This window comes from Vibrio sp. D3, assembly GCF_043995865.1.
Taxonomy (GTDB): domain Bacteria; phylum Pseudomonadota; class Gammaproteobacteria; order Enterobacterales; family Vibrionaceae; genus Vibrio; species Vibrio diabolicus.
Window position 1 is genome coordinate 1,394,402 of the sequence record NZ_CP171887.1, and the last position, 13,205, is coordinate 1,407,606.

The 13,205-nt window shown below is 44.9% G+C and carries 13 protein-coding genes; 6 read left to right on the forward strand and 7 right to left on the reverse strand.

Translation table 11 applies throughout. The features are described 5' to 3' along the window. The first annotated feature begins 72 nt into the window (after positions 1 to 72). Complete coding sequence (locus tag ACHFJ9_RS14455; protein WP_395357245.1) at positions 73 to 942, forward strand: LysR family transcriptional regulator; 870 nt, start codon at positions 73 to 75, stop codon at positions 940 to 942. 27 nt (positions 943 to 969) lie between these two features. Here ACHFJ9_RS14455 and ACHFJ9_RS14460 read toward each other — a convergent pair whose 3' ends face one another. Further along, a complete protein-coding gene (locus ACHFJ9_RS14460) occupies positions 970 to 1,200 on the reverse strand; it encodes a glutaredoxin family protein (RefSeq protein ID WP_005377871.1) in 231 nt (76 codons plus the stop codon). 138 nt (positions 1,201 to 1,338) lie between these two features. Here ACHFJ9_RS14460 and ACHFJ9_RS14465 point away from each other — a divergent pair, with 138 nt between their 5' ends. Both ACHFJ9_RS14465 and rlmF read left to right on the forward strand, forming a co-directional pair. Then, a complete protein-coding gene (locus tag ACHFJ9_RS14465) occupies positions 1,339 to 1,854 on the forward strand; it encodes a M48 family metallopeptidase (protein WP_394452456.1) in 516 nt (171 codons plus the stop codon). Beyond that, positions 1,841 to 2,968, forward strand: a complete 1,128-nt coding sequence (rlmF, locus tag ACHFJ9_RS14470) for a 23S rRNA (adenine(1618)-N(6))-methyltransferase RlmF (protein WP_395357248.1) — start codon at positions 1,841 to 1,843, stop codon at positions 2,966 to 2,968. Before ACHFJ9_RS14465 ends, rlmF begins: the two co-directional genes overlap by 14 nt. A gap of 71 nt (positions 2,969 to 3,039) precedes the next feature. Here rlmF and ACHFJ9_RS14475 read toward each other — a convergent pair whose 3' ends face one another. The 6 genes from ACHFJ9_RS14475 to ACHFJ9_RS14500 all read right to left on the reverse strand — a co-directional run bounded on the left by ACHFJ9_RS14475 (position 3,040) and on the right by ACHFJ9_RS14500 (position 9,564). Beyond that, complete coding sequence (locus ACHFJ9_RS14475; RefSeq protein ID WP_005397755.1) at positions 3,040 to 3,360, reverse strand: hypothetical protein; 321 nt, start codon at positions 3,358 to 3,360, stop codon at positions 3,040 to 3,042. Between the two features lie 70 nt (positions 3,361 to 3,430). Continuing rightward, positions 3,431 to 5,023, reverse strand: coding sequence for a S41 family peptidase (locus ACHFJ9_RS14480; protein ID WP_395357250.1), 1,593 nt, complete (start codon positions 5,021 to 5,023; stop codon positions 3,431 to 3,433). Positions 5,024 to 5,386: 363 nt separating this feature from the next. Then, positions 5,387 to 6,151 (reverse strand): transcriptional regulator, encoded by a 765-nt coding sequence (locus ACHFJ9_RS14485; protein WP_395357252.1) that lies wholly within the window; start codon positions 6,149 to 6,151, stop codon positions 5,387 to 5,389. Between the two features lie 30 nt (positions 6,152 to 6,181). Beyond that, entirely contained in the window at positions 6,182 to 6,856 is a 675-nt protein-coding gene (locus ACHFJ9_RS14490) for a GntR family transcriptional regulator (protein WP_258693204.1), read from the reverse strand. 152 nt (positions 6,857 to 7,008) lie between these two features. Next, complete coding sequence (locus tag ACHFJ9_RS14495) at positions 7,009 to 8,541, reverse strand: aldehyde dehydrogenase (NADP(+)) (protein WP_395357449.1); 1,533 nt, start codon at positions 8,539 to 8,541, stop codon at positions 7,009 to 7,011. A gap of 21 nt (positions 8,542 to 8,562) precedes the next feature. Beyond that, a complete protein-coding gene (locus tag ACHFJ9_RS14500) occupies positions 8,563 to 9,564 on the reverse strand; it encodes a 4-hydroxyproline epimerase (RefSeq protein WP_005389764.1) in 1,002 nt (333 codons plus the stop codon). Positions 9,565 to 9,673: 109 nt separating this feature from the next. Between ACHFJ9_RS14500 and ACHFJ9_RS14505 the strand changes: the two genes are divergently transcribed. The 3 genes from ACHFJ9_RS14505 (at position 9,674) to ACHFJ9_RS14515 (ending at position 13,191) form a co-directional block, all read left to right on the forward strand. Beyond that, positions 9,674 to 10,930 (forward strand): NAD(P)/FAD-dependent oxidoreductase, encoded by a 1,257-nt coding sequence (locus tag ACHFJ9_RS14505; RefSeq protein ID WP_395357255.1) that lies wholly within the window; start codon positions 9,674 to 9,676, stop codon positions 10,928 to 10,930. Between the two features lie 125 nt (positions 10,931 to 11,055). After that, the gene (locus tag ACHFJ9_RS14510) at positions 11,056 to 12,129 is read left to right on the forward strand and encodes a polyamine ABC transporter substrate-binding protein (protein WP_104974200.1); all 1,074 of its coding nucleotides are present in this window, start codon (positions 11,056 to 11,058) and stop codon (positions 12,127 to 12,129) included. Between the two features lie 87 nt (positions 12,130 to 12,216). Further along, a complete protein-coding gene (locus tag ACHFJ9_RS14515; RefSeq protein ID WP_395357451.1) occupies positions 12,217 to 13,191 on the forward strand; it encodes an ornithine cyclodeaminase family protein in 975 nt (324 codons plus the stop codon). Positions 13,192 to 13,205 lie beyond the last annotated feature (14 nt).

A 13,205-nucleotide genomic window follows, 5' to 3' on the forward strand; every position in this document is an offset into this window, starting at 1 on the left:
TGATCAATCTATCAGTTCGTTGTAAATTAAAAAAATATATTAAAAATATGGACACCATATATTTTTGATCTAATGGAATCGAAACAACTTAAACATTTTCTGGCGGTCGCTGAACATGGAAATATTACCCATGCGGCGAAAGCCCTGCATATTGCCCAGCCCGCATTAAGCATTTCTATCAAAAAGTTTGAGCAGTCTTTGGGCGTTACCCTATTTCGCCGTGATGATAAAAAAATCAGCTTAACGAAAGAGGGCGAAACGCTACTTGTACATGCCAAGCGGGTGATTCAACAGTTGCACGACGCGCAGCTCGCGATTGATGAGTTGAAAGGTTTAGCGAAAGGCGAAGTACGACTCGGAACGCCATCAATGATGGGCAGTTATTTCTTTCCACGAATTGTGATGGCGTTTAAAAGCCAGTTCCCGGAGTTAAAATTGACCTTGGTCGAAGCTGGGACTCAATCGATTCGTCGTATGCTGCTCAATGGTCAACTCGATATCGGTGTGATCAGTTGTGATAACGTGCCTGATGACCTAGAAACTGACCATTTGTTTACTAGCCAAATGGTCGCAGTTGTTTCACCTGAGCATGAGTTAGCCCAGCGAGACGTTCTTACTTTTGATGAGTTCTTTGAACACGATTTGGTTATGTTTCAGCATGGCTATTTTCACCGCGAATTTTTGGATCAGGTGAGTGAGGAGCATGGGTTTACCATGAAGTCATCATTCGAGACCAACTTACTGCCTTTGATTTTGAGTATTGTGAAACAAGAGTTTGCGATTACCGCGTTACTGGAATTGGTGACTCAACATGAGTCGGGCGTTGTTGGCCTACCGTTTGAACCACCAGTGACGCTGGATCTGGCACTTGCTTGGCGCAAGCAGGGGTACTTATCAATAGCAGATCGAACGTTTATCGAGTTTATCAAGCGCTACGTTTAAACGCAGCGCAAATTCATCGTTCGAGCGCTAGTCGCCTTTGTACATCTTCTCGAAGTTCTTTGGGTTCCAGCCAATCATTACCCGATCACCAATTTTTAAAACTGGCACTGAACGAGCACCAAGCGCATCAAGTTCTTTGCGACCACGTTGCATCTTAGCATTGCACAAACGATAGTTAATATTTTTCGAATCCAGATAACGTTGAGCATCTTTGCAGTGAGGGCATTTGTCTTTGACGTAAAGGACGACACGTTTCATTGAATTTCTCTCCATTATCATTGGGAGGCGAAGTTTAACGGCCTTTCACCATAAATGAAAGGCGAAAGCTAAGGTGAAACTGTCCTTTATCTCAGGTATATTGAGCGCCTTTATTTTGTCATAACAGACGTTAATTCTATGCATCCGTCACTTCGATACATTCAAGGCTACCCACAAAACATCGTAGAGCAGGTGAGCTCATTGATAGCGAGTGGCAAGTTTGTTCCTTGGTTCGAAAAGCGTTATCCCGATAGGCACCAAATCAAAAGCGAAAGGGCGCTCTATGAGTACGCCATGGCAATCAAAAATCTCTACATGAAGAAAGCCGCGCCAATCAGTAAAGTTGTCTACGATAAGAAAATTCACGCGGTAAACAATGCGCTTGGTTTGCACAGTGTTATCAGTAGAAACCATGGCGGTAAGCTGAAGTCGAAAAACGAGATTCGCATTGCCAATGTATTTAAGGATGCGCCCGAGCCACTATTAAGAATGCTGGTGGTACATGAGTTGGCGCATACTCGTGAGAAAAACCACAACAAGGCGTTCTATCAGCTATGTTGCTATATGGAGCCTGAGTATCACCAACTCGAATTTGATGCTCGTTTGTTTATGATTTACCTCGATTTAAAAGCGAATTTGAATGAAGAACAATAATCACAATGCGAAGCAAGCAAAGCCAAAGACTTCAAAGGCGGCTCAGAATAAAGACGCGAATAAAGCCAAGCCGAAGCGTGTTAAAGACAAAGTTGCGCGCAAATCTCCGCAGCCTGCAGGAAAGAGCGAAGTCGAGTTCATAAAAATAGCGAAGAATGGTTTGCATGAGCGTAATGTTCATCGAGGTCGTTACGATTTTAAAAAACTCGTGGAAAGTGAACCACAGTTAAAGCCATTCGTTATCAAAAATCCGAAAGGGGAAGATTCCATAAACTTCTCTGATCCTAACGCTGTCAAAATGCTCAATAAAGCATTGCTTGCTGCGTATTATGGTATCGAGTTCTGGGACATTCCCGACACCTATCTTTGCCCACCGATTCCGGGCCGAGCTGATTACATTCACCGAGTGGCAGAACTACTTGATGGTGAAGTAAAAGGTCAGTACGCGCACCAAAAAGTGAAAGCGTTGGACATTGGCGTGGGAGCAAACTGTATTTATCCGATTGTTGGTGTAACAAAATACGGTTGGCACTATACGGGCAGCGATGTCGATCCAAAATCCATCCAATCGGCTCAAACGATCGTAGAGCACAATCGTGTTTTGACGGGAAAAATTGCACTGGTACAGCAACACAGTGATGCCAATATTTATCGCGGTATCATTCAACCGAATGACCGTTATGATGTGACGACATGTAATCCGCCATTCCACCGTTCGGCGGAAGATGCCGCTATGGGCAGCCAGCGTAAAATCGATAATCTAAAAGCAAACCAGCGTAAGAAGGGGCTAAAACCTCAAACCGCACAAGTAAAGACAAGTAAACCTGCGTTGAATTTTGGCGGTCAAAACGCTGAATTGTGGTGTGAAGGCGGAGAAGCGGCGTTTATCCGAAAAATGGCGAATGAAAGCCAAGCTTTTGCTGCGCAGGTCTTGTGGTTTACGACACTTATATCCAAAAAAGACAACGTTCGCCCGATGCGCAAGCAGCTTGAAAAATTGGGTGTGAAAGCCATTCGTGTGGTTGAAATGAGTCAAGGGCAGAAAGTGAGCCGCTTTGTAGCTTGGTCATACATGGATAAACAACAGCGTAAAGCATGGATGGAATTAAAGTAACGTTGACCGTTTCACACTGAACAATAAAGTAGGAAGCCCGCTGATATCAGCGGGCTTCTATTTTGGGAGATCTAAAACTTAATGATGGGCTCACAATCTAGTGAACTGAGAGAGACAAAAGTATCTGTTTTGGCATAGTACAAGCCACAGGTTTCACCTCTTATCTGCAACGTATATTGGTCTGGAAGATCCGTATAGCTGCCATCCAACAGTTGATTGTTGTTCCCTTTTACTCGTCCTTTTTCAATCAACAAATGCGGTGAGGATTCAAATACGTTATTTGCGATTCTAGGTGCTGGTGTCCCTTGGATTTCTGCGATCGCGTTTTGAATCTCTATGACTGTTTCCGGAGAGTTCTTTTTACTCAATGCTTCAACGGGTTCTTGTGACATAGCTTGGCATCCTATCAAAGAAATCGAAGTGCCTAAGAAAAGCGCAACCCGAATTAGCATTCGTAAAAAGTTAGTTGATCTCAACATGAATTGCCTCTGTTCGTAGCGGAGAGCGAAGATCGCTTAACTCCGGAGATGAAATGTTACGCGGCATGGCGTTGAAACTAGAAGAGGAGACCGGCGGACAGGTTCCAGTTTCCATGTAGTTTAGTGCCGCAGAAAGCATACCTTCAGACGGATCGCCTAATGGTTTTGTTAGGTCGTCATTGACCCAGCAACCTTCCACTCTATTGTTTAAGCCTAGCTCGGTATTGATTTGACTCTTTGGAGTAGGAATAAAACCATCAGAGAAGTCGCCAAATTTTTTCTCGTTCGCTGACTTGAACTGAATAGTGTAGTACATAGTGCCGCAGTTTTGTTCTGCTGAGAACCCATACGGTTTACCTGTGGTTGTTGAGCCTATTTGGATAACCTCAACATCAATGCCGCGCAAAGCGTTGATCAACAGTTCACTTGAGGAAGCCGTGCCTCCTGAAGTCAGCACATATACGCGCTTTTTGTTCAGTGTCGGCAGCACTTGGTCCGAATACTTTTGTGCTGCCCAGTCTATTGCTAGATTCGTAAAGCGATAGATGTTATCCCCATCTTTAATGGTACGCATCACTTTGTCGTTGTGAATCAACTCACTGAAGACTCGGTTCTGACCAGCACCGCTTAGCATGTAGCCTACTTGCGAGGACTGAAGTACTAAGCCACCGCCGTTGTAACGTAAATCAACGACGATCTCGTCAACATTCTCTGCCGAGAGCGTACTGAACGCTTCAATAAGTGGGGCTTGAGCGCTTGGTTCAAATGAGTTGTATTGTAGATAGCCGATCTGCATACCATTGTGTGCGATCACTTTGGCATTTTTAACTGGAGAAGTCATGACATCAGAGGCGGTAAGCGTCACGGTTTTCTCTAGGCCGTCAACACTCTCAAATGTGAAGGTGTAATCTTGATTGATGTCAGGGTTAAATAGAGTTTTATTAATAAAATCAATGTCGGACTGACTACCGGTGTTAACAACATCAATATTATTGATTTTTAGAAGCTTATCACCGCGAGCAATGCCGTTTCTATCAGCTGGAGAAGCTTCTTCAGTATAGGAGATACGAACGTCTCTAGGTTGTACGCCACGTAGGAATGCCCAGTTAAAACCAAACCCAGCGACTAAACCAGATTGCGATGACTTCATATCATTTTCATAAGGGACGGTAAAGTGGAAGCGATCTTTCGGTTTACCAGTCGTGGTAGTAGCAGAGGTGACCAATGTGTTGAAGTAATCCGTCACGGTTTTGTAGTTTGCTGGATTATTATCAGGAACTTCGTCATACCAAAGGTAAGTTTCGTTAGTAAAAGCTCTTAAAAAGAGTTTTTCGTGTAAAGCAGAACCTAATTCATCTGGATAGGCGGCATAATTGTTATATGGGTCTCGACCCACTCGTGGGGTTTCACATTGGTTGACAAACGAGCTTGATGGTTGGCTAAAATCACCGGCTTTCCATGTTGGTCCGGTTGCGCTGCTAGTTGACGGAGTAGATGAACCATCACCGCCGCCACCGCCACAACCTTGTAATAATGCGAGAGTGACTGCCGTTGCTAAAGAATACTTAAATTTCACTTTTCTATGTCCTTATAAATAATAGAATTATAATTATCTTTTTTGCTTTTGTTTTTATTAGCTAAGTGAATGTATTAATTTAATTCGTTCGTCTGCAAATTTATATTTAAAGAGTGTGAGGTAAATAACGTAAAAATGTTTATCTTTTATTCTTATAAATCCATTAGTTATTCCTTAAGTTCCTTAGTAGTTTCAGCGTAATAATAAGGAAAAAACAAAGATGAAATGGAGGGTTCTCTTAGTCGACTAATTGTTGTTTGCTAAATAGAAAGTAAGTTTCGGGACGGGAAACTCTACTTATTAGAGATTTGGTAGGAATAAATGATGCGTTCTAGGTTTGGGGTAAATTTTTAATCTGATGTTTTAATTTATTTTAGTCAATTGGGCGACGTGCTTTAACAGGCTTCCATCAATATCCGGCAAGTCATCTGCGAAAAATATCTGAGCGCCAGGAGTGCAGCGCATTAATATATTTGTTAGTTCACCTTCGTTGTTGGAAGTGTTAACTGCGTTAAGTTTCGCTAATTTATTACAAAGCTCGTCCTCTATTTGCACTTTTTGCTCTTCGGTGAGCCTAATACGACCCACACACACACCTGCGTTGATGTTATGAGAAAGCGACTCTTGTTGAAATCGCTCTTTGAATAAGGTGTCCAATGCGGTACCTTCTTCCATAATAAATCGACGACCAGAACGGTAAAATAAGCCGTCTCCGAAGTTCTCCACATACCCTAGAATTTCCGCGATACGCAAATAGAATCGTAAGCTTGTATCAGAAATTCCGTAAGTTTGGGCTATCTCTTGCGGTTTAATATCGCGAGAAGTCAGCATATAAATAAAATCGAGTAAATAGGGATGCTTAACGAAAAGGGCGCTCTCTTCATCTGTTAGCATTTGCTCGTTTTGGTGCTGAAGCTCGTTGGCTAAGGTTGCGAGTTCGATGAGATCGGTATTTAGGTAGTTCAGATAAATAAGTACTTTATCCAAACCTAAGGCCGGATTATGTAGGTGGCGTTTAATACTAGATAGAGGGATGCCACTTTTCTCTGACAAGGAATTGTAGCAAAGCCCTTCTTCTTTAATCTTTTGTCGTAGCGCTGCGAGTAAAAACTTTGGTCCAACATTCATCCTTGAATATCACCTTATTCGTTATTCCGTTTACTGGCTGATATTTTGCCTTTCAAGCAGCAGGTTTCGAATCGCTGTGCCCGCTTCTAGAATGTGTTTTTTCAGCAGGTACTTGGCGCCTTCTATATCGCGATTCTGGCACATTTCAAACAAGCTTAAGTGCTCTTCTTCTGCCTTTTTAATGCCTGTTGTAAACAATAGCTGCATGCGTATGTATCGGTCACACTTTGTGTTCAGGTTGTAAATGATGTCCATAGTTTCAGGCATGTTAGCTGGCGCATATAGGGCTTTATGGAATTCGTAGTTGTAGTTGCTCCATTCTTCTACTTCGTCGCCACTGTTCACTACAGACTCGAAACGTTCGCGAACTTCTCGCGCCCGTTCAAGGTCAGCGTCTGTCATATTTTGAATCGCACGCTCTAAAATGTGACATTCCACGACAGCGCGCAGTTCAAATAGCTCATTGATTTTCTCTGGAGATAGCTCAGTGACCGTCGCACCTTTGTGAGGTTCAAAGCTAACGAGTCCTTGTGCTTCCAATTGAACTAACGCTTCACGCACAGGAATTCGGCTAACATTAAACTCTTTTGCTAACGCATCTTGACGTAAAGGTTGACCAGTTTTTAACTCGCCCTTCAAGATCTGAGTTCGAATTGCTTCCTCAACGAGCTGAGTGCGCGTTTTAAAAACAGGTTTCTGTGACATTGAAGTCTCCCGTGAAATTAATATTGTATCCAATCCATTTTACTTTAGTAGTTTATTGTTTTTCTGGCACAAACCAACTAGGAAAGAAGGTTTTGAGAAGTAGAGTGAAATAAAAGGCATCAGTTGATGCCTTTTTGAGCCATTTGGTGAGCTTATTGGGACACTCTGCCATCTATGGCGCGTTGAATACCCAGTGGGTTCGACGCTTTTAATGAATCCGGCAATAAAGATTCTGGTAAAGCTTGATAAGCGACGGGACGCAACCAACGATGAATAGCCTCTGCCCCGACAGATGTTGAGGCAGAATTGGTTGAAGCCGGATATGGTCCACCATGAACCATAGCGTAACCAACCTCGACGCCAGTTGGCCAACCGTTGAATACAAGGCGTCCGGCGATTTCTTCCAAACTTGGAAGCAGTTGCTTGGCTTGTTCTTCGTCTTCAGCGGTAGCGTGAAGGGTTGCGGTGAGCGAGCCAGTCAGTGAATCACTCAGTTTCAACATGTCATCGAAATCTTCACAGATTACGATTAACGATTGAGGACCAAATATTTCTTCCTCCCATTGCGGGTTTTCACGCCAGTTTTTACTGTCCGTCACGAACAGTGCTGGTGAGACATTGGTCGCTTCTGCTTGTTCAGAACGAGTGACGTTAATGCCTGTTTCGGAAGTTCGCTTATCCACTTCGGATTCATACGTTTCTCGGATTCCTTGCGTTAGCAAAGTGGCCGTTGATTGTTGTCGAATTAACCCTTGAGCGGTTTCGATAAAGGCTTGCGTTTCTGGGCCATTCAAGACAAATACAACGCCGGGTTTTGTACAAAATTGTCCACAGCCCAAGGTCATAGAAGCCACAAACTCTTCAGCCAATGATGCGTTTGCTCGTATGGCTGAAGGGAGAATAAATGTTGGGTTAATCGCCCCTAGTTCGCCATAGAAGGGGATTGGCTCTGGTCTTTGCTGAGCTAGATTAAACAGCGCACGGCCACCACCGACTGAGCCTGTAAACCCGACCCCTTTAATTTTTGGATGGGTAACGAGTGCCTGGCCAAGTGCGCGTTTGTTGCCTTGCAATAGCGTGAAGATGGCTTGCGGTAAGCACTCTTTCTCAAGTGCAGCCTCAATACACTCAGCAACAAGTTGACTGGTGCCAGGGTGGGCGGTATGGCCTTTTACAATCACAGGACAGCCAGCTGCCAGTGCCGAAGCCGTATCACCACCTGCAGTAGAAAATGCGAGCGGAAAATTAGACGCACCAAACACGGCGACAGGGCCAATTGCGATTTGCTGACGACGAATATCTGGTTTCGGCAGTGGTTGACGGTCTGGGTTTGGCGTATCGAAAATTGCTTGATGGTGATTGCCCGATCTCACGACCTCGGCAAATAGTCGTAATTGGTTCGCGGTACGTCCTATTTCACCGCTTAAACGTGCTTCGGGAAGGGCAGTTTCCAAATGAGCACGAGCAACGATTTCTTCACTCTTCACTTCCAATTCAGAGGCGATAGAGCAAAGTAAGCTCGCTCGCTTTGCATTGCTTAGTTGGCGAAACTCACGCGCAACGCTTTGGGCGGCTGAGGCGGCTTGATTAACTTCTTGCTCTTCATGCACCGGAAACGCTGTGGGTAGAGGCTCACCAGTAAAGGCGTTGACTGCGTAAAAAGTGGTTGGTTCTTGTGGGTTCATCATTCTTCCTTACTATCCTTATTACTTCACTTCAAATCCGTACGCATATGGGTCTTCATCGTCTACCCATATCGTGTTGTGACCGTATACTTGTGCCCATCCTTCAATACTTGGCAAAATAGCGGCTTTGCCATTCACTTCGGTAATGCCTTCTATACGTCCTTGAAATAGGCTGCCGATGATACTTTCGTGAACAAAGTCTTCCCCTTGATTGAGTTTGCCCCTTGCATGCCATTGCGCCATGCGTGCACTTGTTCCCGTACCACATGGCGAGCGATCCAACGCTTTGTCACCGTAAAACACAGCATTTCGAGCGGTGGCGTTTTCTTGAGTAGGCTCTCCGGTCCATAGCACGTGAGAAACACCGCACACTGTTGGATCTTCTGGATGTACGCACTCAACCGCTCGAGATACCGCTTCGCGAACTTTTGGAGAAAGCATCAAAATTTCATCTGGAGAGTAGTGTTCAAGTCCGGCGTAGTTTTCTTGAGGGTCGACGATTACGTAATAGTTTCCGCCATAAGCAACATCGACAGTGAGCTCACCTAAGCCCTCTATGTCCACGGTTACGTCTTGGTGGGCAAGGTAAGCCGGTACGTTAAATATCTTTACCGACGTGACCTTGTCACCTTTTGTTTGGTAGTGCACTTCGATTTGTCCTGCTGGGACATCAAGTATCAAACGACCTTCTTTTTTGGGAGTGATAAGGCGATTTTCGATAGCGGTGGTGACGGTTCCAATGGTGCCGTGGCCACACATTGGTAAGCAGCCACTGGTTTCAATAAACAGAATAGAAGCGTCTGCGTTATCACTGCAAGGAGGCAAGACAACTGACCCCGACATCATTGAGTGTCCGCGAGGCTCAAACATGAGTGCCTGACGAATCCAATCATAATGCTCAAGAAAGTATTGGCGCTTTTCGCTCATGGTATTGCCTTCGAGTGGAGGCACACCGCCTGCTACCAGCCTAACTGGGTTGCCGCAGGTGTGGGCATCAATACAGAAAAAAGTTCCTTGTCTCATTTTTCGCTCCTTGCTGAAAAAATGGTTGAATTAAACAATAGTAATGTTAACGTAATGTAAAATATATTGTATACAATCTACGTTTCCAAGTGTGACTCGGAGCATATTTATGTTGGTCAAGGATGAAACTAAAAAGGAAAGGATCGCTGTGATAGGTGCGGGGATTATTGGCTTATCAATTGGCTTGAAATTGCAGCAGCAAGGTTATCAAGTCACGATTTTTGATCCCAATGGCGTGGGGAATGGATGCTCTAAGGGAAATGCAGGCCATATCGCGACTGAGCAAATCTTCCCTCTTGCAACGCCAGCGCTGCTTCCACAATTACCTAAAATGCTGCTAGATCCCAAAAGTCCGGTTTCGATCCGTTGGCAAGATATTCCAAACACAATCGGGTGGATGATTCGTTTTCTATTACAAACAAAGCCATCAGCCGCGGAGCGGGCAAAAAACGCGATTAAGAGTCTTAACGAGCGGTCAGTGGCAAGTTGGCGTGGCGTGCTTGATTCAATCGGAAAAGCGCATCTAATAAAAATGAATGGTTCATTGCTCACTTTTGAAAACGAGAAACTGTTTCAGAATTATCAAAGCACGCTTAACTCACTGGCTAAAAACGGTGTGACGCATCAAGTTTGGACACAAGAGGAGATTCGAGAGCGGATACCTGATCTCAGCCATAAGGTTCGTATCGGAGTCTTTTTTCCCGAAACCGGTCATACGCTAGACCCTTATCAGCTCTGTGCTGAGCTAAGTGAAGCCTTTGAAGAGCTTGGCGGTAAGGTTTTACAAAAAGGTGTATCTGCGTTGGCGAAAAATGGCGATGTGCTGGTTGAGTCTCAAACACATTCATTTGACCGAATCATTGTTGCCGCTGGTGTACATTCTAAGCCTTTGATACGGCAACTAACCGGAGTTAAAGTGCCTATTCAAGCCGAGCGTGGTTATCACCTAATGGTGGATGACAAGCGTGATGTACTGCCATTTCCTATTAGCTCTGCCGATAGAAAATTCATCATGACTCCTATGTCTGGTGGGCTACGCTTGGCAGGCACTGTTGAGTATGCCGATGTAGAGTCACCACCCAATATGAAACGTTCAGAAATGCTTTTTCAGTTAGGTGATGAGATGTTTGAATCGGGGTTACATCCACTCAGGCAAGGAGAAAAGTGGATGGGGAATCGGCCTTCAACAGTCGACTCGTTACCGGTTATTGATAGCATTTGGGATGGAAATGTATTACTGGCATTTGGCCACCAACACCTTGGATTAACTCAAGCGGCGATTACGGCAGATCTCCTTTTAGAGCTTATCGAAGGAAAGCCGACATCGATTGATCTTTCACCTTTTTCACTACAACGATTTGCCTGAAAAAATTTAATATTAAATATTGTATAAAATATATTAAATGCTAATGTTAACTTAATTTTAACAAAAACTGGTGTCCAACAGCCGTACTCGGATGCCTCCAGAAAAACAACCAAAAGGAGTAATACATGTCACGAATGACCAAAGCACCATTGGCACTGTTGATTTCAGGAATGCTGTTGGGGACTTCTGCTTATGCTGAAGACAAATTGACGGTCGTATCTTGGGGTGGTGCATTCACCAAGAGCCAAGTGGAGGCATATCACAAGCCTTTCATTAAAAAAACAGGTGTTGAGATCGTATCCGAGGATTTCAGCGGCGGATTAGCCGAAATTAAAGCGCAGGTGGAAGCGAACAACGTGCGCTGGGATTTGGTTTCTCTCGACAAGCCGGACATTGTTCGTGGTTGTGCAGAAGGGCTATTAGAACCAGTGAACCCAAGTATTTTGCCTCCGGGCGCAGATGGAACACCAGCACAAGAGGATTTCATTGATGGTGCGATTCACGAGTGCGCAATCAATACCATCGTTGTGTCCACAGTATTAGCGGTGAACGAAGACGCGTTTAAAGGTAAGGTTTTGCCTAGCAAGTTGACCGATCTTTTTGACCTAAAAACTTTTCCAGGTCGACGTGCATTGCAAAAACAACCTCAGGGCAATCTTGAGTGGGCACTATTGGCTGATGGTGTAAAGCCAGAAGAGGTCTACAGCCTGCTCGAAACCGAAGCGGGGCGCGAGCGTGCTTTTGCTAAGTTGGATACGATCAAATCAGAAGTACTGTGGTGGACAACCGGTGCCCAACCACCTCAAATGCTTGCAGACAAAGAAGTGGTGATCGCCTCGGCGTTTAACGGCCGAATTCACAATGCCCGTAAAGATGAAGGTCAACCATTTCGGATTATATGGGACCGTCAAATGGGTTACATGAATGGATGGGCAATACCTAAAGGTAGTGAGAACACAAAGCTTGCATTGGACTTCATCGCTTTTTCTTCAGGAACAAAACCATTAGCTGATCAAGCTAAGTACGTTGCCTATGGGCCTACGCGTAAATCGTCTTCGGCGGAGGTGAACCCAGACATTTTAGCGAACCTTCCTACCGCACCTCAAAACTTCCAAACCGCCTTCCTGATTAACGATGAATGGTGGTCAGACTACGCGGATGAACTAAATGAAGAGTTCAATACCTGGCTGCTTAACTAGGCGTTAATTTATGTGTGGGGCCGAGTTTTCATCCATAAGCGAGGTTCCATACTTTTCCTCAACTGTATTTATGTTTTCGGAGAAATGATGAAAGTCATCGAAGCACAGCAAGTCGCGCAATGTTTAACAATGAAGTCTCTTATTGAAACGATGCGTGAAATGTACTCGCGGCCAGCGACAATACCTCAACGCCGAGTCATGCCCTTAGAAGAGGGAGAATACGAGGCGTTTGCGCTACTTCCAGCTTGGAACCAGGAGTTGATTGCGGTGAAAGCCTTTACGTATTTCCCGCATAACCCTGAGCACGGCAAAGATACGCTTGCATCTAAGCTGCTTGTTTTCAGACGAAACGATGGTGAGCCGCTCGCACTCGTGGACGGTAAAGTTTTAACGTTTTGGCGCACCGCCGCAGCTTCTGCGTTGGCAGCGGACTATTTAGCGCGTCCCGATGCTGATCGTCTGTTGATCTGCGGAACGGGCAATCTTGCGCCTTATTTTGCGTGGGCATACGCTGCGGTTCGCCCACTTAAGCAGGTTTATATTTGGGGGCGTAACTCAGACAAAGCCGAGGCGACGGTAGATGCCATTGTGTCATCTTCAGAGTATCAGTCGCTTCCTGATGAGCGTCGGTTTCGCGTTTCAGTCGTAGAAAAAGTGGACCACGTTATCAAACACGTTGACATCATCAGCTGTATTACTGCATCAGCAGAGCCTTTGTTTAATGGCGCGGACGTGCATCCGGGCACCCATATTGATTTGGTCGGTAATCATGATTTGGATAAGCGTGAATGCGACTCCGAAGCAGTGCAACGAGCACAGGTGTATGTTGATAGCCGCATTAACGTATTAGCCGAAGCGGGCGATCTTCTCATTCCAATTCAAGAGGGCGTATTCACGTCAGACGATATCAAAGGGGAATTACCGCAGCTTTGCGCCCAACAAATCTCAGGACGTCAAAACGATGAGGTCATTACTTTATACAAATCAGTTGGCAGTGCTTTGGCTGATTTGGCCGCTGTAAAGGCGGTGTTGTTAGAAAATGGCATAGATAGCCATGTCTGAGCATTTTCGCTCGT